Origin of the sequence: Corynebacterium sp. UMB0012 (assembly GCF_030216265.1) — a bacterium.
GTDB lineage: Bacteria > Actinomycetota > Actinomycetes > Mycobacteriales > Mycobacteriaceae > Corynebacterium.
On record NZ_JASOKQ010000004.1, the window covers coordinates 41,167 to 63,831 of the forward strand.

Below are 22,665 nucleotides of genomic sequence, written 5' to 3' on the forward strand. Positions count from 1 at the left end.
AGCCTGGCACACATGGCTTCTGTATTTACAAAGATCATTAATGGTGAACTACCCGCTCGCTTTGTCTACCGCGATGAGACCTGCGTAGCTTTCCTCTCCATCGAGCCGCTGCGCTACGGCCATACCCTGGTCGTGCCCATCGAGGAAGTAGATAAGTGGACCGACCTGGATCCACAGACCTGGGCCCACCTCAACGAGGTCGCCCTGGAAATCGGCGGCGCTATCAAGACCGCGTTTGATACCCCGCGCACCGGCTACATCATCGCCGGATTCGATGTCCCACACACCCATATCCACCTCTTCCCCACCGAGAAGATGGAAGAGTATGACTTTGCCAAGGCCTTCGACGCCGAGAACACCGACGACGCCGCTATGGATGAGGCGGCCGCCCGCATTCGCCAGCACCTCGGCTGCAACGAGGAAGGCATTCGGGAGGACTAGGGCTCAGAGGGGGCGTCGGCAAGCGCGGGCAGGCGCACCGTAAAGGTGGTGCCGCGGCCGAGCTCAGAGTCGACGCTAATGCTGCCACCGTGCTGCTCTACCAGGGAGTGGACGATGGCTAAGCCCAGGCCGGAGCCGCCGGTATCGCGGGTGCGCGAGGTATCCGCGCGGTAAAAGCGCTCGAAGATGTGCGCCGCATCTTCCTGGGACATACCCTTGCCGTCATCGCTGACATCGACCAGCACATCATTGGCCTCGCGGCGCAGGCGCAGCGTCACGGTCGCATCCTCGCCGCCGTGGCGGATGCCGTTGGTCACTAGGTTGAGCAGCACCTGGTGCAGGCGGCTGGCATCGCCATTGACCACCGGGATGGATTTGGCGTCGTTGGCCACCTCAATCTCGCGGCCGGGGAAGGCCGCGCGCGCGGAAGAGCCCACGGACAGGGCCAGTTCCAGTAGGTCCACCGGGCGCAGGTCTAGGCGCGTGCCTTCAGCGCGGGTGAGGGCCAGCAGGTCCTCCACCAGCAAGGACATGCGCTTGGACTCATCATCGATCTTGGAAAAGACTAGGTCCACGTCCTTGGTGGCGCCGGAGCGATAAAGCTCGGTATAGCCGCGCAGGCTGGTCAGCGGCGTGCGCAGCTCATGCGAAGCATCGCCGACGAAGCGACGCATCTGTTCCTCTTTCTCCTGCGCGCGCACGACGGAGCGCTGCAGCTGACCCAACATGATATTGAGCGCGGCAGCCAGCTGGCCCACCTCCGTGTGCAGCGGCCACTTGGGCACGCGTTTGTCTAGGTCGCCTGCCGCGATTTGCGACGCCGTCTTTTCCACCACCCGCAGCGGCCGCAACGCCCTGCGGATAAACCAGAAACCTACGGCCGCAATGGCAGCCAAAGCAATGGCAGCAATGGTCACCTGCACCATGGCTAGGCCGTGCAGGATTTCTTTTTCATGGGTCATGTCCTTAGCAATGACCGTGATGACGCCATTGGAATCCGCGAAGGCGAGCGCGCGCCACTTGGTGTTGTTTTCGATGGAACCCACGGTGGTGGGGTAGCCGCCGAGCGGGATATTCTCCGCATTCGGGGTGGTTGACGATGGTCCCGAATAGCGGATGGTGCCATCGGGCAGGTAGTTCAGCACCACGTATTCGGTAGGCGGGCGCTTGGTGTGATCGCCGATGAAAAAGTCATTGCTGATATCGCGCGCCCATGTGGTCGACGCGGCGCGCAGCTCATCATCGACGTTATTGAACAGGACGTTGCGCATGATGGAATTCACCGCAAAGGACGAGCCCGTAATGCCGAGCCCGGAGACCACGACGAGGAGGATGACCAGCCACGTCCGCAGCGGCATTGCCTGCGGAATCTGGGAAAACATTCGCCGCTTGGAGGACTTTTCCTCCCCTTCGCCTTGCCCCAGGCCCTCAAGCCACATGGACTGCGGGCGCGCCGCCGCCGGTGCAGGCGCCTGGCCCTGGGTCTCCTGTGAATCTTCCATCATTTAAGCACTTTAGGAGCGCGGGGTGCGCAGTACATAACCCACGCCGCGCACGGTGTGGATCAGCTGCGTCTCGCCGGTATCAATCTTGCGGCGCAGGTAAGAGATATAGGACTCGACCACGTTGCCATCGCCGCCGAAATCGTAGTGCCACACATTGTCCAAAATCTTGGACTTGGACAGCACCACTTCCTTGTTCTGCATGAGGTAGCGCAGGAGGTTGAACTCGGTGGGCGAAAGCTCAATGAGCTCGCCGGCCTTGGTGACCTCATGGGTGTCATCATTGAGCGTTAGATCCGCGTAGCTCATGGTGGCATCGTTGGTGGATTCTTCCGCCGCGCCACCGCGGCGCATGATAACGCGCAGACGGGTGATAACTTCTTCCAGGCTAAATGGCTTCGTCACGTAATCATCCGCACCGATGGTCAAGCCGTGGATGCGCTGGTCCACACCGTCCTTAGCGGTGAGGTAGAGCACCGGGCCGTCCAGGCCTTCTTGGCGCAGCTTGCCCAGCAGCTCGAAGCCATCCATGCCCGGCATCATGACGTCCAGGATGTAGGCATCAGGGTTTACTTCGCGGGCAATGCGCAGCGCCTCGTTGCCGGAATTGGCGCTGTACACCTCGAAGTTCTGGAACTTCAGCGATACGGTGAGTAGCTCCACAATATTGGGTTCGTCATCGACGACAAGAACCTTGGCGAGTTTAGTGTCTTCCATGTTCTCCTCAGATCCCCTTAAAGGTTGTGATTTTCTAACACGTCATCATGGCACGCTTGCTTTCCAGCCTACTGAAGAGTTTCTGCCTGAATCCTGTGAACGTGAGTACTCGGCCTGGTCGGGGTAAAAGAAAACCACGCCCCTCCTTAGGTGAGGAAGGGCGTGGTAGCTAGCGCAGCGCGCTATTTAGAAGTCCTGCGGGCGCGGGATGTTGCGCAGGTTGGACTTTGCCATGGTGATCATCTGGCCAACGCCACCGTCCAGAACGGTGCGGGTGGCAGCCTTGGAGAAGCCCATGAGCTGCTCGATGGTCAGCGTTGGTGGCAGGGAGAGGGCGTTGGGGTCAGTAACGACGTCGATAAGAGCCGGGCCGTTATAAGCCAGCGCCTTCTTGATCTGCTCCGGTGCATCCTTCGGATCCTCGATGCGGAAGTGCTTGATGCCGGAAGCTTCTGCAATCTTGGCAAAGTTGACGGACTCGTGGTCGGTCTCGTGCTCCGGCAGACCCTGCACCAGCATCTCCAGCTTGACCATGCCCAAAGAAGAGTTGTTGAACACGAACATCTTGATAGGCAGGTTGTGCAGCTTCACGGTGAGCAGCTCACCCATCAGCATGGACAGTCCGCCATCACCGGAGAAGGTGATGACCTGGCGGCCCGGGTTAGCGGCCTGTGCACCCAGTGCCTGTGGCAGGGCGTTGGCCATGGTGCCGTGGCGGAAGGAGCCGATCTGCTCGCGCTTGCCGTTAGCGGTGATGTAGCGAGCGCCCCACACGTTGCACATGCCGGTATCAACGGTGAAGATGGCATCCTCATCGGCGTTCTTGTCAATGAGGTCAGCAACGTACTCCGGGTGGATCGGGGTGTGCTTGTCCACGTTGGAGGTATAAGCCTCAACGACGTGCTCCAGCTTGCCGTAGTGCTTCTTGAGCATCTTGTCCAGGAAGGAGCGGTCCTTCTTCTCATCCACGTGCGGCAAGATGTTCTCGATGGTGGCGGCTACGTCACCGGTGACCGGGTAGGAAATCTTGGTGCGGCGGCCGATGTGGGAGCCGTTGATGTCTACCTGCGCCACATTGGCATCCGGCAGGAAGTCGTTGTACGGGAAGTCGGTACCCAACAGGATGAGCAGGTCAGCCTCGTGGGTGGCCTCGTGTGCCGCACCGTAGCCCAGCAGGCCGTTCATGCCTACGTCAAACGGGTTCTCGTACTGGATGTACATCTTGCCGCCCAGGGCGTGGCCGATGGGAGCCTTGATCTTCTCCGCCAGCTTGAGCACCTGCTCACGGGCGTCCTTGACGCCGGCACCAACGAAGAGGGTGACGGACTTAGCCTCATTGATGGCCTGGGTCAGGGCAGCGGCCTCGGCCGGATCCGGGAAGACGACCGGGCGGCCAGCGGAGATCTTGGACTCGACGAAGGAGTCATCCTCAGCGTCCTGCATGGAAACGTCACCCGGGATAACCAGGACGGAAACGCCATTGCCGGCCATGGTGGACTGGATGGCGTGGTGCAGGACAACGCCGCCCTGCTCAGCGGAGTTGACCATCTCGCAGTAGCCAGAGCACTCCTGGAAGATTGCCTCTGGGTGGGTCTCCTGGAAGAACTTGGAGCCGATCTGGCGGGATGGGATGTGGGAAGCCAGTGCCAGCACTTTAGCGCCGTTGCGGTGGGCATCGTACAGGCCCTGGATCAGGTGGGTATTGCCCGGGCCGCAGGATGCGGCACATACAGCCAACTTGCCGGTGGTCAGGGAATCTGCCTCGGCAGCGAAGGCTGCTGCTTCCTCGTTGCGGACGTGAATCCACTCGATGGAGGAGCGACGAACGGCATCCACGATCGGGTTCAGGGAGTCACCGACGAGGCCATAAATGCGCTCGACACCCTGCTTTTCCAGGGTGTCAACTAGCTGTTCTGCATAGTTACGTGCCATTAAAAATCATCCTTAACTCTTAATTGGTGTTAATACCACTGTGCTACTTAGACCGCAGGAAAGTCCACTCATCTCCTATACACTCACACACTGCGCCCAGCTGTGAGGAAGGCAATACTAACCTATCTTCGGCTGCAAACTGTAACGACCGTTCGGTACTGTTTACTGCGCTATGAGTATCCACCCGCCCCGCGCACAAGACCACACCGCTGCGGCCTCCACGGCCGCCCAGCGGTGGTCTTTCTGCGCCGTCATCTCTCTGGGGTTACTCATGGTTGGGCTGGATAATTCCATCCTCTACACCGCATTGCCGCAGCTGTCACAGCAATTGCACACGACCGATACCCAGCAGCTCTGGATTATCAACGCCTACGCGTTGGTGCTCTCCGGCCTCCTTCTTGGCGCCGGCACACTGGGCGATCGCACCGGCCACCGGCGGATGTTCCTCATCGGCTTGGCCGTCTTCGGCGGCGCTTCCCTGCTCGCCGCTTATTCCCCCAGCGCTTGGACGCTGGTTTTAGGCCGCGCCTTCTTGGGCTGCGGCGCCGCCATTATGATGCCGTCGAGCCTGGCGCTCATCCGTCTGACCTTTCCCGATGAGGTGGAGCGCAACACGGCCATTGGCATCTGGGGTTCTGTCGCCGTCATCGGCGCGGCGGCTGGCCCCACCGTGGGCGGCTTCTTTTTGGAGCATTTCTGGTGGGGCTCGGTCTTTTTGCTCAATGTCCCGGTTGTGGTCGTGACCATTGTGCTGACCTTGTTCCTTGCCCCACCAAACGCTCCGAACCCCCTAAAACACTGGGACTTCCCTTCGTCCCTGTACTCCCTTATCACTCTCGCCAGCCTGGTGCTGGCCATTAAATCCCTGGCACACAACTGGCCGCTAAGCGCCGCCGCAGGCATCGTCTTCATCTGCGGCGCGCTCGCCTTTGGCCGCCGCCAGGCTCGCTTGTCAGATCCCCTGCTGACCTTCGACATCTTTGGCTCCCGTATCTTCAGCGGCGGGGCCCTAACGGCCGGGGGTGCCATGTTCGGCCTCGCCGGCCTGGAGCTGCTGAGTACCCAAAAGCTGCAGCTTGTCGACGCCCTCTCACCCCTTCACGCCGGCCTCATCATCTCCGCCATGGCACTGTCTGCCATCCCTACCTCCATCCTGGGTGGTGCCACCTTGCATCGCGTGGGGTTCCTCCCACTCATTAGCGGCGGATTCTTGCTCATGGCCGCCGGCATGGCCCTGGTGGTGGTGAGCCGGGGTGAGACGCTTCCCCTACTCGTCTCCGCCTTAGTACTCACCGGCCTAGGCGCGGGCCTGGCCATGTCCGTGTCCTCCACCGCCATCATCAATGCCGCGCCCCTTCATCGCACGGGCATGGCCTCGGGTGTAGAAGCGGTCTCCTATGAATTCGGCACCCTGATCTCCATTGCACTAACCGGCACCCTTGTGCCGCTGCTCATGGCCCGTGAACTGCCGCCACACCTCGCAGAACTGGGAACCGACGCACTGCATCACCCTGCTTCCCACGCGGCCGCCGCTAGCGCCTACAATGCCGGATATCTTTCCACCATCGGCGGCCTAGCTTGCTTCGCCTTGCTCCTAGCCGCGATAACCGCCTGGTGTTTCCGCGATAACCCCAAATCAGGAGTTCCCTATGCCGCGACTCAACAAAAAGACCACAGCCCTTGAAGCTGCGCTCGATATCATCGCCGCCGAGGACGTCTCTGGTCTTACCTACGACTCCCTGGCGCAAGCGACCGGCATGTCCAAGTCTGGACTCATTTATCACTTCCCTACCCGCCACGACTTGCTCGTAGACTGCCATCGGTTTTGCGCCGCACGCTGGGAAACAGAACTCGAGCGCCTGGCCGGCGGCCACCCGGCAAGCGAGCTCAGCTGGGCCGAGCGCTCCCGAGCGCTCGTATTGTCGATGGGCAAGAACGACCCGCTCATCCAACTTTTGATGTGCGTACATTCCCAGACCCATCCGGATTTTTCCGCCCAGTGGGCCGAGGTGGATGCGCGCTGGATGGTCGATCCTTCCGCCGCCGAGACAGACGAGGATGATCTGCTGGTCATGCTCCTGAGTACCGGCCTGTGGGTGCACGATCACCTCAACCAGCGCAAGCTCTCCCCCGCCAATCGCCAGCGCATGGTCGACCGGCTTTTTCGGCTTATCGACGCCCCCTCAAAAACCACCGAAGGCTAGGCCCGCACCGGGGCCCAGCCTCCTTTTGAGCTGGAGACGAGACTTGAACTCGCAACCTACGCATTACAAGTGCGTTGCGCTACCAATTGCGCCACTCCAGCACCGCGGGAGAAATCCCGCTCGTTGCATAGTACCCGAGCACCAGCGCCGAGGGGAAAGCGGTCCCCCATCTATGCATTGACAGGGTGCAGGGACTAAAGTTCAGGCAGAATCTTTCCCACATTCCCAGCGCTTTTTCGAGGGTTATTTCCGTGTCATTTTTGTCCGCTATGCGGGAGCGCCTGCGCGCTTCCTCAGGCCAGGTAGCCATCATCGACGCGGCTAAAGCCGCACCGCCGCCATCACCACTCGCCCCGGTCAATCTCCATGATGCCGCCCAAGTCACCGGTGTCATGGAGATCGCCGCCCGCATTGGTGAAATCCTGATCGGAGCCGGCACCGCCAACTCGGATGCGCGCGCCCAGGTGCACCTGGCAGCGTCGTCGTATGGTTTGCATTACTGCCACGTGGACATCTTGATGAATACCATCACCATCCACACCACCATTGGCACCGGCGAGCAGCGCAAGAACCTGCACGTCTTCCGCGTAGTGCCGAGCATTGGCGTGGATTTTTCCAAGCTCGCGGCCGTCGATAAGCTCATTCGCTCCATCCATTCCGGCCAGATGCCGCCGGCCATGGCGGAGCAGCGCCTAGACGAGATCGACCGCATGCCAGCGCCCTATAAGCCGTCCACGGTCATGCTCGGCTGGGGCGCGATGGGTGGCCTGATTTCCATGATGCTTGGTGGCGACCTGCTCGTCGGCGTGGTGGCGTTTGTGGTCTCCGCGTTCATCATGGGCCTGAACGCCTGGTTGGCTAAATACCGCCTGCCGCCCTTCTATCAGAATGTGGTCGGCGGCTTTTTCGCCGTCTTCCCGGCCGCCATTTTGTACAATGTCGCGGCCTCCTTCGGCATTAATTTCTCGCCCGCGCAGATCATTGCCTCCGGCATCATCGTGCTGGTGGCGGGGCTGACGTTGGTGCAATCGCTTGTCGACGGCATCACGCGCGCCCCCGTCACCTCTTCCGCCAGATTCTTCGAGGCCCTGCTGTCTACCGGCGCCATCATCGCTGGCGTCGGTGTGGGCATCCAGCTGGCCGATTCCCTGGGATTTAACCTGCCGCCGCTGGCCACGCTGGCCCCACCGGTCTACCACGAAATTCCACTGCTAGTGCTGCTTGGCGGCACGGGTTCTGCCGCCTTTGCGCTGGCCTGCGGTGCGGCCTGGATTGAGGTCACCATGTCTGGCCTTACGGCCGCGGCCGGCATGATTTTCTATTACTTCGTGGTGGTGCCCTTCGGCGTCGGCCCGGTGATTGCCTCTGGTCTTTCCGCCGTGGTCGTCGGCCTGGCCGGCGGTTTGATGTCGCGCCGCTGGGGAATCCCGCCGCTTATCACCATGATCGTGGGCTATACGCCGATGCTGCCCGGCCTCATGCTCTACCGCGGCATGTACGCCTCGCTCAATGAGCAGATGATTACCGGCTTTACCAATATCGCAACGGCGCTGGCCATCTCCGGTGCACTGGCCGCCGGCGTGGTATTGGGTGAACGCGTGGCCCGCCGCCTGCGTCGCCCGCAGTATTTCCGCCCTTACTCCGCCTTTAAGCGCATCGGCCGCTTCTCCTTCCATAAGGCCACGCACTTGGCCCGCAAGGCCCCGCGCATCCCGCGCGTGCCGATGTCCCCGTTTGCCCCGCGCGTCAATCGCCCGGAGCTACCACCAAAGCTCGGGCCGAAACCACCGCAGCAGCACCCGCGCCACGAGGCCCAAAGCCATGCGCCGCACACCCGCTCAGCCGCAGACCTGTGGCCGGAGGATTCCCAGTGGCCGGCGCAGCCGCAGCAGCGCGAGAAGACCACCTATACCGTGCCCGGAACCGAAACGTTTCAATCCCAGAAACCGGAGCAGCCAGGCACCAAATCCGGACCCGAGAGGCCTTAAACGCCGCCGGTAGCGTACAATATTTGCTCTGATAGCTTTTCTTGCAAGCGCTTAAGTAGTTTCCACAACGTTCAGGAGGACACGTCGTGCCACCCAAGGTCCAAGACACCCACCCACAGGCTGACCAGAATCACGCCCTTGAGGAGGAGACCTCCCGCGCAGCCCGCCGCATCGTGGCCACCTATGCGCAGGACTTCCTCGACGGCGTGACCCTGATGTCCATGCTGGGCGTGGAGCCAAAGGGCCTGGTACACAAGAAGGTGCTGGCGGAGCAGGCCGATGCCGCTCCAAAGAAGTCGACCAAGAAATCCAGCAAGAAGTCCACGAAGAAGTCGACTAAGAAGTCCACCAAGAAATCGACGAAGAAGTCGACCAAGAAGGCTACAAAGAAGGCCACCAAAAAGGCGACGAAGAAGGCCTCCAAGAAGGCAACGAAGAAGTCCACGAAGAAGTCTTAAGTTATTCTTGCACCATGAGTGAGCATGGCAATGACTTCGTGGTGGTGGCCAACCGCCTGCCGGTAGATCTGGAAACCCAGCCTGATGGCAGCCATGCCTGGACGCCCTCGCCGGGCGGTCTGGTCACCGCTTTGTCTCCAGTCCTCGAATCGCACCAGGGCTGCTGGGTGGGCTGGCCCGGTGTGGCCGATGCCGCACCGGAGCCCTTCCGCACCGATACCGGCGTGCTGCTGCACCCAGTCAAGCTCACCGAGTCCGATTTCGAGGGCTTTTATGAGGGTTTTTCTAATGCCACCCTGTGGCCGCTCTACCACGATCTCATCGTCACCCCTACCTATGACCGCGATTGGTGGCACGCCTATCGCGAGGTCAACCTGCGTTTTGCAGATGAGGTAGACGAGGTCGCCGCCGAGGGCGCCACCGTATGGGTACAGGACTACCAGCTGCAGCTTTTGCCTGGCATCCTGCGCCAGAAGCGCCCGGATCTCACCATCGGATTCTTCCTGCACATCCCTTTCCCTTCTGCCGATCTCTTCCGCCAGCTGCCCTGGCGCGAGGAGCTCGTGCGCGGGCTACTTGGCGCGGATCTCATCGGCTTCCACTTGGAGGCCAATGCCCGAAACTTCTTGGAGCTTGCCCGCCGCCAGGGCCTCGACGTGGAAGGCGAGGCTAGTACCCGCGAGGTCACCGCACATATTCGCCTGCCACAGGGGCGCACCATTGGCGTGGGCGCCTTCCCCATTTCCATCGCCGCGAAGGACTTTGCCTCATTCACTGGGGAGGAGAAGGGGGACGTCGCCAAGCTGCGCGAAGAGCTGGGCTCACCCCAGCGCATTATTTTGGGCGTGGACCGGCTCGATTACACCAAAGGCATCCTGCAGCGGCTGACCGCCTTCGAGGAGCTGCTGGACACCGGCGTACTCGATCCGGAAGAGGTAACGCTGGTGCAGCTAGCCACGCCGTCGCGCGAGCGTCTCGACCATTACAAGACCACTCGCTCCAAGGTGGAAGAAGCCGTCGGCCGCATTAACGGCCGCTTTGCCCGCGTGGGCCACCCGGTGGTGCACTACCAGCACCGAGGCGTGGCCAAGAGCCTCCTGCGCTGCTACTACCGCATGGCCGATGTCATGCTGGTCACCCCCTTCAAGGACGGCATGAACCTGGTGGCCAAGGAATACGTCGCCTGCCACGACGATGGCTCGGGCGCGCTGGTACTCTCCGAGTTCGCCGGCGCGGCCGATGAGCTCAGCCAGGCCTACCTGTGCAATCCTTTCGATATCGAGTCCGTCAAGGCCGCCTTGCTCAATGCGCTCAAGGCGCTTGACGACGCCCCCTCGGCAATGACCCAGCGCATGCTCACCATGCACCAGCAGGTCACTGAGCACGACGTGCAGCTATGGTCCCAGTCCTTCCTGGGCTGCCTGCGCCAGGTCGAAGAACAGGAGGCGGGCGCATGATGTCTCGCCTTACCCGCCTGGCCGCAGCGCCTATTGCCGCGACCTGTGCCGCCGCATTACTGGCCGGCTGTAGCTCCGGCGACGAGGAGCCCCAAGCCCCCGGCGATGAGCAGATCCTGGATAAGCAGTGGCAGGTAGTCTCCATCAACACCACCCCGGATGCCGCCTCCACCATCCCGGAATCCATCCCGCAGGCACCCACGTTGAGCTTTGGCCAGTCCACAATGGTGGGCACCACCGGGTGCGCCCAAATGGTGGGCAAGGTGACCTATTCCGCCGATGATGAGCGCCAAAACATCCGCGAAGGCAACCGTCTTCACTTTGATGAGGTGGAGTTTGACGAGACCGCCGAGGATTGCCACGGCGCGTCCGTGTGGGCCGATAACCTGCTGCGCAACCTGATTTCCGCGGACCACGATTTCCACTACACCGTCAATTCCAATAATCAACTGGTCTTGGAAATGGTCACCGATGAGGTGGACTCGCCGTCTATCAAATTGGTTTCCCTCGGCGGTTAGTTGCGTAGGCTGGAGGCCATGACGCTTTCAACTGCCATCAAGGCCCTTGCCGCCGCCGAGCACCTCGCGGTGGTCTCGGATTTCGACGGCACACTCTCCCCCTTCGCCACGGCCATCTATGAGGTCGAAATGAACCAGGAATCACTGCGCGCCCTGGATAAACTGGCCCACCTGCCACACACCACCGCGGCCGTGCTCTCCGGCCGCCACCTCGAAGGCCTCCAGCGCGTATGCCCGCTGCGCGAGCCCGTGCTCTTCGGCGGCTCCCACGGCGCCGAGTCCTCATGGGAGGAAACGAAACTGACCCCCGCGATGCGCGAGCACCTCGCCACCAAGGAAGCTGAGATCCGCGCGATCATGGAGCGCTTCCCCGGCGCGGATATCGAGGTCAAGCCCTTCCAGCGCGTTCTGCACCTGCGCGCGCTCGAGGATTCCGACCCAGAAGCTGCCGCCCAAGCCTACGAAGCCGCCCTCGCACTCGATCCGGGCGGCTTCCCGCGCACGGCCGGCAAGTCCGTGGTGGAGTTCTCCGCCACCCAGGCCACGAAGGGCACGTGGATTGAAAACCTGCGCGAGCGCACCGGAGCCACCGCCGTGGTCTTCTTGGGCGATGACGTCACCGATGAGGACGGTTTCCGCGCCCTGCACCAGCCGCCAGACGTTGGCGTCAAGGTCGGCGAGGGCGAGACCGCGGCCGTAGTGCAGCTTGCCGACGTCGACGCCGTCGCCCACTTCCTCACCGAACTCGCCGCCGCCCGCGCGGCCCATGTCAGCCGCCCCAACAACGGCGGCGCTGCCTAGCGCGGCGGCGCCACCGTCCGCCCGGCCGCGAAGCTGGTCTGCAGCACGCGCCGTAGCACCGCAGTTTCGCCCGCGCCCGATTCCTCTGCGCCCGCGATGAGTTTGGCGAGCATGTGGCCGGCGGCCGCGCCCTTGGCCTTATTGGGTTGGACGATCGTCGTCAAGCCAAGGCGCTGCGCCGCATCAATGCCGTCGAAGCCGGTAACGGATAACTCACCGGGGACGTCGATGCCCCGCTCGCGCGCATAGGTCATCACGCCCAGCGCCATGGAGTCGGTGGTGCACAGGACGGCGGTGAGGTCAGGGTGGGCGTCGAGAAGCAACTGCGCGGCCGCCCGCGTGGTGTGCGCATCGTTGATGTGTTGAGTAACCACGGGCACGGTCTCGGGCGCGATGCCCGCCTGCGCAAAGACGTCCATGGCACCCATGACCCGGGCGCGCTGCACGTGCATATCGGCGCCCTGCAGCTCACCCCACGAAATGGGGCCATCGTGGCGCTCGCGCTTGAGGCGAATCGCCAGCACGCCGATCTTGCGGTGGCCGGCTTCCACCAGCGCGCGGGCGGCCGGAGCAATCGCCGCGCGATCATCGATGCCCACGAACGGCAGGCCCGAATCCGTCGGCTGATCGCAGACCACCACCGGCAGCCCACGGCCGCGCGCCGCCTCGAGGTAGGCATCCCCGGCCGCCACGGAGTAGACCACAAAGCCATCCACCGCGGCCGCGCCCACCAAGCTGGCGGCCTCCGCCTCGCCCTCCGGGCCGGCCGGGATGAGGGTGAGCGTAGTCTGCGCGCCGGCCGAGGCTTCTGCCATGCCGGCCAGGAAATCCACCGAGGCCATGTCCTCGAAGGCATAGGACAAGTGCTCGGTCAGCAGCACGCCCACCGAGCCCGCGCGGCGAGTGCGCAGGCTGCGGGCTGTAGGGTCCGGACCGGGATACCCCCGCGCCTTCGCCGCCGCCAGGATGCGCTCGCGCGTTGCGGCCGAAAGCTGGTCCGGCCGACTATAAGCATTGGATACCGTCGTGCGCGAAACACCCAGTTCGGCGGCCAGCGAGGCTAGTGTCTTGCGGGTGGGGCTGCGTTTCACCATGGCCGCAAGCATACCCCGCGGCCGTGTTTTCAATACATATTCAATTGACAATGGTTCCCATCAAACGCACACTGGAAGCTATGCATACCTCACTTCGCGCATCCGCAGCCCTCCTCGCGGCCGGTGGCCTCCTGCTGACCGCCACCGCCTGCTCCTCCGACACCGAGGACTCGGCCGCCGAGCCGGGCGCCCAGAAGAAGATTTCCATCGTCGCGTCCACCTCCATCTGGGCCGACGTCGCCCAAGCCGTGGCCGATACCGCCTCCGGCGTGGACATCGAGGTCAAGCCCATCGTCGAGGGCAACGGCGTTGACCCGCACCACTTCGAGCCTTCCGCGGCCGATATCGCCAAGGCCGAGGACGCGGACCTGCTCGTGGTCAACGGCGGCGGCTACGATTCCTGGATTTACCAGGCCGTCTCCGACCAGGACAACATCATCTCCGCCCTGCCGCTCACCGATCACGGCAAACTGGCCGATGAACCCAATGTCATGACCATCGACGCCGCCAAGGCCACCGCCAAGAAGCACCCGAAGAAGGTCACCAATATCGAGGGCAACGAGCACATTTGGTACGACCCGGCCGCGCTCGACGAGGTCGCAGGAAATATCGCTGACCAGATCAACGAACTCAATACCGATGCCAACGCCAGCACCGAGCGCGTGGATTCCCACGTCGACCGCCTGCGCGACAAGCTCAAGGAACTGCCGGGCGATCTCTCCTACGCGCAGACCGAGCCGATTGCGGACTACATCATGAAGTACACCTCCGGCAAGGATGTCACCCCAGAGGGCTACCGCAAGGCCACTATTTCTGAGGGCGAGCCCACCGCGGCCGACCTCGCTGCCTTCACCAAGGCGATCAAGGAGGACAAGGTAGACCTGCTTATCTTTAACCCACAGACCGAAACCGATACCGCCGGCCGCATCAAGTCCGCCGCGGAGGATGCGGACGTCTCTATCGTCGAAATCGGCGAGACCCCACCGGATGGCAAAGAATTCTGGACCTACTATGACGAGGTCACCGATTCCCTGGGGCAGCTCTAGTGCTCATCCAGTTTCATGACGCAGCGGTTGCCCCGCTGTGGTCCAGCCTTAACCTCGCCGTTGACCGCGGCGAGTTTATCGCCGTTTTGGGCCCCAATGGCGTGGGCAAATCCACCCTGCTCGGCACCATCTTGGGAACCCGCAAGCTCACGGCCGGCACCGTCGACGTTAACTGCCGCGTCGGCTTCATCCCGCAGCAACGCATGTTCCCGGCCGACCTGCCACTGCGCGCCCGCGATTTAGTCTCGCTCTCGCTCGCCCACGGCGCTTTCCGACGCCGCCGCCCACCCCGCCATCGCGTCGACGAGCTCCTCGCCGAGGTCGGTGCCACCGGCCTGCGCGACCGCCGCGTCGGCCAGCTTTCCGGCGGCCAGCAGCAGCTCATCCGCCAAGCCCAAGCGCTGGCCAATGACCCCGAGCTCATCCTCGCCGACGAGCCGCTGCTCTCACTCGACCCGGCGCGCCAGCAGGCCACCGTGGACAAACTGGATGCGCTGCGCCGCGAGCGCGGTACCTCCATCATGTTTGTCACCCATGGCATCAACCCGGTGCTCGGCGTGACCGATAAGGTGCTCTACCTCGCCCCTGGCGGCCATACTTTCGGCACCGTGGATGAGGTCATGCGCTCCGATGTCCTTTCCGAGCTCTACGGTTCCAAGGTCAACGTCTTAAACGTCGATGGGAGGCTTATCGTTGTCTAGCTTTGTAGAGGACACCCAGTACCTGCTCAGCGTGGACTTTGTGCAGTCCTCGCTCATCGCCTCCGCGCTGCTGGGCATCCTGTCCGGCGTGATGACCTCGCTCATCGTGCTGCGCCAGATGTCCTTTTCCGTCCACGCCACCTCCGAGCTTGCGCTCATGGGTGCCTCGGCCGCGCTGCTCTTCGGCCTCAACCTCGGCTTCGGCGCGGTGGCCGGCGCCATCGTGGCCGCCATCATCCTCGCCGTGCTGGGCTTCAAAGGCCAACAAGACAGCGCCATTGGCGTGGTCATGAGCTTTGGCCTCGGCCTCTCGGTGCTGTTTTTACACCTCTACCCCGGCAACGCGAATACCGCGATGACGTTGCTGACCGGCCAGATCGTCGGTGTGTCTTCGGCCTCGGTATGGCTCTTGGCCGCGACCACCGTGGTCATCCTCGCCGCCGTAGCCATCCTGTGGCGGCCGATGCTCTTCGCCTCGGCCGACCCGGTCATGGCCCAGGCAGCCGGCGTACCCACCCGCTTCATTTCCGTCGCCTTCGCCGTACTCGTAGGCTTGGCGGCCGCGCAGTCGGTACAAATTGTCGGCTCGCTGCTCGTCATGGCGCTACTCATTACCCCGGGTGCGGCGGCCGTGCAGATTACTTCCTCGCCCCTGCGCGCGGTCATGTGGGCCACCATCTTCGCCGAGGTCTCGGCCGTGGGCGGCTTTGTACTGTCGCTCGCGCCCGGCCTTCCGGTCTCGGTTTTCGTTACCACCATTTCTTTTGTCATTTACCTGGTGTGTCGCCTCATTGGCTGGCAACGCAATAAAAAAGCGGTGCGCGACGAGGTCGCCGCTCACCGCTTCCACGCCGACTGCCACAGCACCGCCGAGGAGCACCACGCCGACTAGACTGGACGGCTATGCACGTACACCGCCGCACCGCGGATGTGGATGGCCGCACCCGCCGTTTCCTCGTCATCGCGCCGGATAACCCCGGCCCGCGCCCGGACCTCTTGCTCTTCTTCCACGGCTCGCTGCAGTCCGGCAGCGTGATGCGCCGCTTTACTAACGGCACCTTCGACGAGCTTGTCGACGCCACCAATACCGTCCTCGTCTACCCCGACGGCGTCGACCGCCATTTCAACGATTGCCGCAGCATCCTACCCGTCACCGCCCGCGCGGAGAACGTGGACGACGTTGCCTTTACTGCCTTCCTCGTCGAAGAGATGCGGCGCGAATTCGGCACCGACCGCACCTTTGCCTGCGGCTACTCCAACGGCGGGCAGATGGTGCTCCGCCTGCTTTTCGACGCCCCCTTTAGCCTCACCCGCGCCTGCATTTTCGCTTCCACCCTGGGCGAGGGCGACAACCACGCGCCCAGCAACCCGGCCGATTACAGGCCTACGCCACTGCTGTTTTTCCACGGCACCGCCGACCCGTACGCGCCTTATGAGGGCGGGGTCGCCGGACTGGATGCCGAGCGCACCCGCGGCCGTGTGCTTTCCGCGCCGGCCACCGCCGAGCACTTCGCGCTGGCCAATGGCTGTCAGCCACCCCGCGACTACCACCCCACCACGGATGTCACCGCCACCGCATACGACGGCGATTTCCCCGTCGAGCTGTGGACCATGAAAGGCCTCGGCCACGTGATTCCCTCTAGCATGAAAACCGACCCACGCATAGGCCCAAATACGGATTCCTTCCGCGCTGTGGATAAGGTCCGCGAGTTCTTCGGCCTCGACGACGCCCAGGCCTAGTTATCCACACCCACACCCAACTCACCGCGCGCCGACTTGCACCCGCACTTAACGTGTGGAGCCGTGAACGCGCTACAAAAATTCTTGACAGGCCTGGCCGCCGGCATGGACATCATCGCCGACTGCGATGGCCTTACTAAGCGCGCGCTTATCGACGCCGGCTGCCCCGACACCACCGCCGCCCGCCTTCTCACCCTCGCCGATACCTATTTCGGCCCCACCGCGTTTAGCCGGCTCCAGCGCGAATCCATCGCAGCGGCGCGCACCAACGAGCACAGCCTCACCGCGCTGTTGGCCATCGAGCGCCACGCCACCAAGCTGAAGAATAAGCGCCAGGCCTGGGCGCTGCGGCGGGAGCTGTGTGGGATGAAGGGGGATGCGTCGGACGTCGATAAGCAGGGGCGCAAGCGCGTGCGCGAGATTAAAGGCCCGCCGCAGCGCAAGCCCGGTGTCAAGCTCTACCGCCGCGCCGATGGGCCGTGGACCATGACGATTACCGGCAAGTCTGCGGACATCGCGGATATGCACGCCGCGCTCGATAAGGACGCCCCACTCGATTCGGTGCGCAAGATTTTTCAAGGCTCCGCCGCGGCCTCCCCCGCGACCGTGACCACCACTGTGGTGCTGCGCTTGGACGAACTCGACCGCGTCGTCGACACCGCGGGCGATGACATCACCCTGCAGCTCACCAATGGTGCCCGGATGACCGGCGCGGACCTAGTGCGCCGCGCATTTACCGCGCACGGCTATGTGACTCTGATCCACCCCGTTAAAGGCCCGGTAAATCTCTACCGCACCGAGCGGCTCGCCTCCCCCAAGCAGCGGACCATGGCCGCTGCGGAAAACCCCACCTGCCCGTGGCCGCAGTGCAATTACCCCGCCGATGAATGCCAAGTCCACCACCTCACCGCGTGGCGCCACGGCGGTGAAACGAACCCCGAAAATCTCACCATCGTCTGCCCGTATCACAACGGCGTCAACGACGATGATCCCAACGCCCCGCCGCTGCGCGGCCGTCTGGCCAGGGTGAATGGAACCATTAAGTGGCTTCCACCCTGGGCAGAAAGCGGCTAGAAACCTCGCTGGAGGTTACTGGGCCGCGCGGCGCTGGCGTGCGAATTCGGAGAGCACGGAACCGGCCGCGACGGAAGCATTGAGGGACTCGACCCAGTCCGTCATCGGGATGGACATGATGACGTCGCAGTTTTCGCGCACCAAGCGGGAAATACCCTTGCCCTCGGAGCCGATGACGATGACTACGGGATCTGTCGCGCCGTTATAGGTATCCAGCGTGTGTTCGCCGCCGGCATCCAGGCCGACGACCTGGTAACCGCTCTTTTGGAATTGCTGCACGGTGCGGGTGATATTCGTCGCGCGGGCAACCGGCAGGCGCGCCGCCGTGCCGGCCGAGGTACGCCACGCCACGGCGGTTACGGACGCAGAACGGCGCTCAGGAATGATGACGCCGTCGCCGCCGAAAGCCGCCACGGAGCGGATGACCGCGCCGAGGTTGCGCGGGTCGGTGATGTTATCCAGGATGACGAACATACCTGGGCGTGCGTTCTCGGCCGCACGAGCGATGAGCTCGTCGACGTCGGCGTACTTATACGGCGGAATCTGCAGCCCGATGCCTTGGTGCATGCCGTTACCGGTCATGCGGTCCATCTCGTGGCGTTGCACCTCGATGATGGGGATATTGCGGGTATTGCACATGGCCACGGCCTCGGACAGTCGCTTGTCGTTGCGGGTACCGGCCACGATGTAGAGCGTGGTGGCCGGCACCTTGGCGTGCAGGCACTCGATGACCGGGTTGCGGCCCACGACCATCTCGGCGGTCTCCTTCTGGTGGCGACCCGAGTTGCGGCGCTCGCGCTCCAGCTTGGCCTTGTGCTTGGCGTGGTAGATGCGGTCCTCTGCCTTGGGCGTCGGCCCCTTACCAGCCAAGCCCTTGCGGCGCTGGCCGCCGGAGCCTTTGGTTGCGCCCTTCTTATTGGTCTTGCGGATTCCCGCGCCACCTCGGCCGTGGGTACGTGCCATAATTTATGTCCTTTCGGAGTGCTTAACGCTGCGCCAGCGACCAGGTCGGGCCGTCTGGGGTATCGGTGATGGTGATGCCGGCGGCCGCAAGGCGGTCACGGACGGCGTCGGCAGTAGCGAAGTCCTTGTCCGCACGCGCCTGGGTGCGCCGCTCCAGCTCAGCTTGTACCAGCGCATCCAGCGCGGCATCCGCCCCGCTAGCTTGCGCTCCATCTTCCCACTCCAGCGGGTCAAAGCCAAGTACGTGCGCCATCGCGCGGACCTGGCCAGCCAGCCTGCGCGCCTCGGCCTCATCGCCGGCCGCGAGCGCCTTATTGCCAGCGCGGACGGTGGTGTGGATTTCCGCCAAAGCCTTGGGCACCGCGATGTCATCATTCATCGCGTCTTCAAAGCCCTGCGTCCACTCGCCAAGCTCCAGATCGTCGAAGTGGCCGAGGAAGTCCTCAATGCGGCGGTAGCCAGCGGCGGCCTCGGTCAGCGCGGCCTCGGAATACTCCAGCACGGAACGGTAGTGTGCCGAGCCCAAGTAGTAGCGCAGCTCCACCGGGCGCACCAGCTCCAGCATATTCGGGATGGACAGCACGTTGCCCAGCGACTTCGACATCTTCTCGCCCGACATCGTGACCCAGTGGTTGTGCATCCAGTAGTTGGCGAACTTATCGCCGGCCGCATGCGACTGCGCTATTTCATTCTCGTGGTGCGGGAACTGCAGGTCTAGGCCACCGCAGTGGATATCGAAATTAGAGCCCAGGTAATAGGTGGACATGGCCGAGCACTCTAGGTGCCAGCCAGGGCGGCCGTCGCCCCACGGGGTAGGCCAGCTGGGCTCGCCCGGCTTCGCGGCCTTCCACAGGGCAAAGTCCTGTGCGCCGCGCTTGGCGGAATCCTCGCCTTCGCCCTGCTCCATTTCCTCTACCTTGTTGCCGGACAGCGAACCGTAATCGGAGCCTTCGGCCTTGGTCCAGGCGGCGACGTCGAAGTAGACGGAGCCGTCGGCGGGGTAGGCAAAGCCGGCGTCGATAAGCCGCTGCATATAGTCGACCATCTGGGTGACAAAGCCGGTCGCGCGCGGCTCTACCGAAGGCGGGATGACGCCCAAGGTGTTATAGGCCTTAGTGAACTCGCGCTCATAGGTGGACACCCACTCCCACCAGGGGCGATTATTCTCGGCCGCCTTGGTGAGGATCTTGTCATCAATATCGGTGACGTTGCGCACCAGGGCTACGTCATAGCCTTGGGCGAGCAGCCAGCGGCGCAGGATGTCGAAGGCGACGCCGGAGCGCAAGTGCCCAATGTGCGGCTGCGCCTGCGGGGTGGCGCCGCACAGATAAATCGAGGCGTGGCCGGGGCGAATCGGCTCGAAATCGCGTTGGCTGCGGGTGGCTGTGTCATAAATGCGCAAAGTACTCACGCCACCCAGTCTAATTGACGCGTGCGCGGGGTTAGTGTGGTGGGCTAGGCGCGCCAGACGACGGCCGTGGCAACCGCCGCGCGTCCCTCCTTCCGGCCGGTAAAGCCCATATGGTCCGTCGTGGTGGCAGAGACGGACACGGGGGCACCAAGTATTTCGCTCAGTACCGCTTCGGCCTCTTCGCGGCGCGGGCCCATCTTGGGGGTCTGGCCGATGAGCTGGGCGGCGGCATTGCCGATGATAAATCCTTCGGATTCGAGGAGTTCGCGGCATTCGCGCAGCAGTTTCGCTCCGGATACGCCGTCGTATTCGGGCCTGCCGACGCCCACGAAGGAGCCGAGGTCGCCGAGGTGGGAGGCGGATAAGAGGGCGTCGACAAGCGCGTGCGCTACCACGTCCCCGTCGGAGTGGCCCTCGCAGCCATCCACGCCCTCGAAGAGCAGGCCGGCGATCCAGCAGTCCTTGCCGGCCTCGATCTGGTGGGCGTCGGTGGCGATGCCAACGCGCGGGATAATCGGGTTAGTCATGGGTCTCCTCGGTCAGGGCGTGGGCCAGGGTGAGATCGATGGGCGTGGTGATTTTGAACGCCAGGGTGTCGCCCGGCGCGGTCGCCACGCGCTCGCCGTGCCATTCCATGAGGCTGGCGTCATCCGTGGCGGTGAATTCGGGCTGCTCGGCCCAATAATCGAGGTTGGCCTGGCGCAGCGCAGGCAGGCGGAAGGCCTGCGGAGTTTGCACGGCGCGCAGGCGGGAGCGGTCGGGAGTGCTCACCACGGCGTCGGCCGCGACTTCCTTGATGGTATCGGCCACGGGAACCACGGGCACGGCCGCGGGGGCGCCTTCGAGCACACGCTTAGCGACGCCCCGCACCATCGCCGGCGGAGTCAGCGCCCGGGCCGCATCGTGGATGAGTACCACGGCGTCGTCGTCGGGAATTGCTTGCAGGCCGGCCCACACGGAATCGGCGCGCTCGCTGCCGCCGTGCACGAGGCGGATGGGCGCGGCGTTGGTGGTGTCTTGAGCGCCTGCGGTGTCGATGCGGCCGATAATCCGGGCTGCTTCGGGCTCCATATCTGGGCTGACCAGCACAATGACCTCGTCCACCACGCCGGAGGCCAGCAGCGCGCGCACGGAGCGCTCCAGGAGGGTGCGCCCGCGCAGCTCGACATAAGCCTTCGGCACCTCAGCACCGAGGCGGGTGCCCCGGCCGGCGGCCGCGATGAGCGCGATGACGCGCGGTTTAGTCTTCGTCGTCGAAGGAGAGGTCATCGAGATCGATGTCGTTGTCGATATCGGTGGTGATGGACTTATCGTCTACCAATCCGGCCGCGCGGTGGCGCTCGATGGTGGCATCGATCTCTTCCATCATGGTGTCGGCCTTCTTCTCATCGACCGGCTTGGCCAGCGCGAGCTCGCCCACCAGGATGGTGCGGGCCTTGCCCAGCATGCGCTTCTCGCCGGCCGAAAGGCCGCGGTCCTGGTCGCGACGCCACAGGTCGCGAACGACCTCGGCGACCTTATTGATATCGCCGGAGGCCAAGCGCTCCTGGTTAGCCTTATAACGGCGGGACCAGTTGCCGGCCTCTTCAACGTCCTCGTCACGCAGCACGGAAAAGACCTTTTCCAGGCCTTCCTTGCCCACAACGTCGCGCACGCCGACGTTATCGGCATTCTTGATGGGCACGCGGACAACTAGGTCGGACTGGTTGATGTGCAGCACCAGGTATTCCAGCGTCTCGCCGCCCATCTCGCGGGTCTCGATATCCTCGATGACGGCCGCACCGTGGTGCGGGTAGACGACGACCTCGCCGACCTTATACTCCATTGCCACTCCTTGTGTTCCCGATTTATCCCGGTTGACTAAGGCCGCCATTTTATCACGCACGGCCGCCCCGCCTGCGGATACCCCCGTATACCCCCACGGTCTACCCGCCCGGTTTGGGACAAACTGTGTACTTTAATGCGAAAGGGACTAGGCTAAAGCGTTGATAAGCCCTGTGATCGCAATTGATGGAGGATGCTCAACGTGCAGTCCCTGAAGTCCGCCGCCCGCCGCGGTGCCATTATTTCCGTTACCGCCGTCTCCGCTCTGGCGCTGGCTTCTTGCTCGGCGGGCCAGGTCACCCAGACCGCCGACAAGGTGGCTGCGGTCGATGGCGCTTCTGCAAGCACGGAAGACAACAAGGTTGCGGTTCGCGATGTCACCATCTTGGTAGAACCGGACGGCACCGCTGCTCTGAAGTTCACCGCCGTAAACCAGGGCTACGATACCGATGTCATCTCCCTGGAGTCCGTCAAGGTCGATGGCCAGCGCGTAGAGATGGACAAGGCTCAGCCGCTGCACCGCGACCAGTCCATCATCGCGGATTCCCAGAAGAACCTGGACGCCACCACCCAGCAGGATTCCGAGACCGTCCAGTACATCGCCACTACGCTGAAGAACGATGACTTCGGCTACGCCGGCAGCCGCCCAGTCACCTTCGAGTTCTCCAACGGTTCCATCGACGTGGACGCCACTATCGCCGCCACCCAGATGCAGTCCGGCGAGTTCGACCGCGACGTCGAGTCCCCCGAGGGCTACTCCTCCGAGGCTCCAAAGAACTAAGCCCCACCGCCCA

The 22,665-nt window shown here is 63.3% G+C and carries 23 protein-coding genes and 1 tRNA gene; 14 read left to right on the plus strand and 10 right to left on the minus strand.

Annotated features, from left to right (window positions below; all coding sequences use genetic code 11):
• Positions 1-12: 12 nt before the first annotated feature.
• The gene (locus QP324_RS03045; protein ID WP_005325778.1) at positions 13-441 is read left to right on the plus strand and encodes an HIT family protein; all 429 of its coding nucleotides are present in this window, start codon (positions 13-15) and stop codon (positions 439-441) included.
• On the opposite strand, the gene QP324_RS03050 is transcribed toward QP324_RS03045, so the two are convergent.
• The 3 genes from QP324_RS03050 to QP324_RS03060 form a co-directional block, all read right to left on the minus strand.
• Entirely contained in the window at positions 438-1,943 is a 1,506-nt protein-coding gene (locus QP324_RS03050) for a cell wall metabolism sensor histidine kinase WalK (RefSeq protein ID WP_284814498.1), read from the minus strand. The genes QP324_RS03045 and QP324_RS03050 overlap by 4 nt on opposite strands.
• Positions 1,944-1,955: 12 nt before the next feature.
• A complete protein-coding gene (locus QP324_RS03055) occupies positions 1,956-2,660 on the minus strand; it encodes a response regulator transcription factor (RefSeq protein ID WP_005325775.1) in 705 nt (234 codons plus the stop codon).
• A 186-nt stretch (positions 2,661-2,846) separates the two neighbouring features.
• Positions 2,847-4,592, minus strand: a complete 1,746-nt coding sequence (locus tag QP324_RS03060; RefSeq protein WP_284814396.1) for a pyruvate dehydrogenase — start codon at positions 4,590-4,592, stop codon at positions 2,847-2,849.
• Positions 4,593-4,764: 172 nt separating this feature from the next.
• Here QP324_RS03060 and QP324_RS03065 point away from each other — a divergent pair, with 172 nt between their 5' ends.
• Complete coding sequence (locus tag QP324_RS03065) at positions 4,765-6,276, plus strand: MFS transporter (RefSeq protein WP_284814398.1); 1,512 nt, start codon at positions 4,765-4,767, stop codon at positions 6,274-6,276.
• Entirely contained in the window at positions 6,242-6,796 is a 555-nt protein-coding gene (locus QP324_RS03070) for a TetR/AcrR family transcriptional regulator (protein WP_225746437.1), read from the plus strand. Before QP324_RS03065 ends, QP324_RS03070 begins: the two co-directional genes overlap by 35 nt.
• 28 nt (positions 6,797-6,824) lie before the next feature.
• On the opposite strand, the gene QP324_RS03075 is transcribed toward QP324_RS03070, so the two are convergent.
• Positions 6,825-6,897: transfer RNA gene (locus tag QP324_RS03075), tRNA-Thr, on the minus strand.
• Between the two features lie 150 nt (positions 6,898-7,047).
• Here QP324_RS03075 and QP324_RS03080 point away from each other — a divergent pair.
• The 5 genes from QP324_RS03080 to otsB all read left to right on the plus strand — a co-directional run bounded on the left by QP324_RS03080 (position 7,048) and on the right by otsB (position 12,018).
• Entirely contained in the window at positions 7,048-8,784 is a 1,737-nt protein-coding gene (locus QP324_RS03080; protein ID WP_284814401.1) for a threonine/serine exporter ThrE family protein, read from the plus strand.
• A gap of 86 nt (positions 8,785-8,870) precedes the next feature.
• On the plus strand, positions 8,871-9,242 hold the full coding sequence (locus QP324_RS03085) for a hypothetical protein (RefSeq protein WP_005325749.1): 372 nt from the start codon (positions 8,871-8,873) through the stop codon (positions 9,240-9,242).
• 14 nt (positions 9,243-9,256) lie between these two features.
• Positions 9,257-10,699 carry a trehalose-6-phosphate synthase gene (locus QP324_RS03090; RefSeq protein WP_284814404.1) on the plus strand — a complete coding sequence of 481 codons (1,443 nt, stop codon included), beginning with the start codon at positions 9,257-9,259 and terminating at the stop codon, positions 10,697-10,699.
• Complete coding sequence (locus QP324_RS03095) at positions 10,696-11,217, plus strand: META domain-containing protein (RefSeq protein WP_284814406.1); 522 nt, start codon at positions 10,696-10,698, stop codon at positions 11,215-11,217. Before QP324_RS03090 ends, QP324_RS03095 begins: the two co-directional genes overlap by 4 nt.
• An 18-nt stretch (positions 11,218-11,235) precedes the next feature.
• Positions 11,236-12,018: a trehalose-phosphatase gene (gene otsB, locus QP324_RS03100; protein ID WP_284814408.1), complete on the plus strand. Its 783-nt coding sequence runs from the start codon at positions 11,236-11,238 to the stop codon at positions 12,016-12,018.
• Here the strand turns inward: otsB and QP324_RS03105 are convergent.
• A complete protein-coding gene (locus QP324_RS03105) occupies positions 12,015-13,112 on the minus strand; it encodes a LacI family DNA-binding transcriptional regulator (RefSeq protein WP_284814410.1) in 1,098 nt (365 codons plus the stop codon). The genes otsB and QP324_RS03105 overlap by 4 nt on opposite strands.
• An 80-nt stretch (positions 13,113-13,192) precedes the next feature.
• Here QP324_RS03105 and QP324_RS03110 point away from each other — a divergent pair, with 80 nt between their 5' ends.
• From QP324_RS03110 to QP324_RS03130, 5 genes are all read left to right on the plus strand, one after another.
• Positions 13,193-14,158 carry a metal ABC transporter solute-binding protein, Zn/Mn family gene (locus QP324_RS03110; protein WP_239278215.1) on the plus strand — a complete coding sequence of 322 codons (966 nt, stop codon included), beginning with the start codon at positions 13,193-13,195 and terminating at the stop codon, positions 14,156-14,158.
• Positions 14,158-14,859: a metal ABC transporter ATP-binding protein gene (locus QP324_RS03115; RefSeq protein ID WP_284766994.1), complete on the plus strand. Its 702-nt coding sequence runs from the start codon at positions 14,158-14,160 to the stop codon at positions 14,857-14,859. Before QP324_RS03110 ends, QP324_RS03115 begins: the two co-directional genes overlap by 1 nt.
• Positions 14,837-15,751: a metal ABC transporter permease gene (locus QP324_RS03120; protein WP_284814413.1), complete on the plus strand. Its 915-nt coding sequence runs from the start codon at positions 14,837-14,839 to the stop codon at positions 15,749-15,751. Before QP324_RS03115 ends, QP324_RS03120 begins: the two co-directional genes overlap by 23 nt.
• An 11-nt stretch (positions 15,752-15,762) precedes the next feature.
• The gene (locus QP324_RS03125) at positions 15,763-16,599 is read left to right on the plus strand and encodes a PHB depolymerase family esterase (protein ID WP_284814415.1); all 837 of its coding nucleotides are present in this window, start codon (positions 15,763-15,765) and stop codon (positions 16,597-16,599) included.
• Positions 16,600-16,662: 63 nt separating this feature from the next.
• Positions 16,663-17,673, plus strand: coding sequence for an HNH endonuclease signature motif containing protein (locus QP324_RS03130; RefSeq protein WP_284814416.1), 1,011 nt, complete (start codon positions 16,663-16,665; stop codon positions 17,671-17,673).
• Positions 17,674-17,688: 15 nt separating this feature from the next.
• Here QP324_RS03130 and rlmB read toward each other — a convergent pair whose 3' ends face one another.
• From rlmB to QP324_RS03155, 5 genes are read right to left on the minus strand one after another with little or no spacing between them, the layout of a single operon-like run.
• Positions 17,689-18,636, minus strand: a complete 948-nt coding sequence (gene rlmB, locus QP324_RS03135) for a 23S rRNA (guanosine(2251)-2'-O)-methyltransferase RlmB (protein ID WP_049377351.1) — start codon at positions 18,634-18,636, stop codon at positions 17,689-17,691.
• 22 nt (positions 18,637-18,658) lie between these two features.
• A complete protein-coding gene (gene cysS, locus QP324_RS03140) occupies positions 18,659-20,047 on the minus strand; it encodes a cysteine--tRNA ligase (protein ID WP_284814418.1) in 1,389 nt (462 codons plus the stop codon).
• 44 nt (positions 20,048-20,091) lie between these two features.
• Complete coding sequence (gene ispF / locus QP324_RS03145; RefSeq protein ID WP_284814421.1) at positions 20,092-20,574, minus strand: 2-C-methyl-D-erythritol 2,4-cyclodiphosphate synthase; 483 nt, start codon at positions 20,572-20,574, stop codon at positions 20,092-20,094.
• Positions 20,567-21,316 carry a 2-C-methyl-D-erythritol 4-phosphate cytidylyltransferase gene (gene ispD / locus QP324_RS03150; protein WP_284814423.1) on the minus strand — a complete coding sequence of 250 codons (750 nt, stop codon included), beginning with the start codon at positions 21,314-21,316 and terminating at the stop codon, positions 20,567-20,569. Before ispD ends, ispF begins: the two co-directional genes overlap by 8 nt.
• Positions 21,288-21,872 (minus strand): CarD family transcriptional regulator, encoded by a 585-nt coding sequence (locus QP324_RS03155; RefSeq protein WP_005325718.1) that lies wholly within the window; start codon positions 21,870-21,872, stop codon positions 21,288-21,290. The genes ispD and QP324_RS03155 overlap by 29 nt, the downstream gene beginning before the upstream one ends.
• A 192-nt stretch (positions 21,873-22,064) precedes the next feature.
• Between QP324_RS03155 and QP324_RS03160 the strand changes: the two genes are divergently transcribed.
• Positions 22,065-22,652 (plus strand): hypothetical protein, encoded by a 588-nt coding sequence (locus QP324_RS03160; protein WP_284814424.1) that lies wholly within the window; start codon positions 22,065-22,067, stop codon positions 22,650-22,652.
• Positions 22,653-22,665: the final 13 nt, after the last annotated feature.

Bases quoted from the DNA above. Each gene is read 5' to 3' on its own strand.
- QP324_RS03125 (WP_284814415.1), top strand. From the start codon at position 15,763: ATGCACGTACACCGCCGCACCGCGGATGTGGATGGCCGCACCCGCCGT.
- QP324_RS03065 (WP_284814398.1), top strand. From the start codon at position 4,765: ATGAGTATCCACCCGCCCCGCGCACAAGACCACACCGCTGCGGCCTCC.
- QP324_RS03155 (WP_005325718.1), bottom strand. From the start codon at position 21,872: ATGGAGTATAAGGTCGGCGAGGTCGTCGTCTACCCGCACCACGGTGCG.
- QP324_RS03060 (WP_284814396.1), bottom strand. From the start codon at position 4,592: ATGGCACGTAACTATGCAGAACAGCTAGTTGACACCCTGGAAAAGCAG.
- otsB (WP_284814408.1), top strand. From the start codon at position 11,236: ATGACGCTTTCAACTGCCATCAAGGCCCTTGCCGCCGCCGAGCACCTC.
- QP324_RS03105 (WP_284814410.1), bottom strand. From the start codon at position 13,112: ATGGTGAAACGCAGCCCCACCCGCAAGACACTAGCCTCGCTGGCCGCC.
- rlmB (WP_049377351.1), bottom strand. From the start codon at position 18,636: ATGGCACGTACCCACGGCCGAGGTGGCGCGGGAATCCGCAAGACCAAT.
- QP324_RS03120 (WP_284814413.1), top strand. From the start codon at position 14,837: ATGGGAGGCTTATCGTTGTCTAGCTTTGTAGAGGACACCCAGTACCTG.
- QP324_RS03050 (WP_284814498.1), bottom strand. From the start codon at position 1,943: ATGGAAGATTCACAGGAGACCCAGGGCCAGGCGCCTGCACCGGCGGCG.
- ispD (WP_284814423.1), bottom strand. From the start codon at position 21,316: ATGACCTCTCCTTCGACGACGAAGACTAAACCGCGCGTCATCGCGCTC.
- QP324_RS03055 (WP_005325775.1), bottom strand. From the start codon at position 2,660: ATGGAAGACACTAAACTCGCCAAGGTTCTTGTCGTCGATGACGAACCC.
- QP324_RS03045 (WP_005325778.1), top strand. From the start codon at position 13: ATGGCTTCTGTATTTACAAAGATCATTAATGGTGAACTACCCGCTCGC.
- QP324_RS03110 (WP_239278215.1), top strand. From the start codon at position 13,193: ATGCATACCTCACTTCGCGCATCCGCAGCCCTCCTCGCGGCCGGTGGC.
- QP324_RS03095 (WP_284814406.1), top strand. From the start codon at position 10,696: ATGATGTCTCGCCTTACCCGCCTGGCCGCAGCGCCTATTGCCGCGACC.
- QP324_RS03070 (WP_225746437.1), top strand. From the start codon at position 6,242: ATGCCGCGACTCAACAAAAAGACCACAGCCCTTGAAGCTGCGCTCGAT.
- QP324_RS03090 (WP_284814404.1), top strand. From the start codon at position 9,257: ATGAGTGAGCATGGCAATGACTTCGTGGTGGTGGCCAACCGCCTGCCG.
- ispF (WP_284814421.1), bottom strand. From the start codon at position 20,574: ATGACTAACCCGATTATCCCGCGCGTTGGCATCGCCACCGACGCCCAC.
- QP324_RS03160 (WP_284814424.1), top strand. From the start codon at position 22,065: ATGCTCAACGTGCAGTCCCTGAAGTCCGCCGCCCGCCGCGGTGCCATT.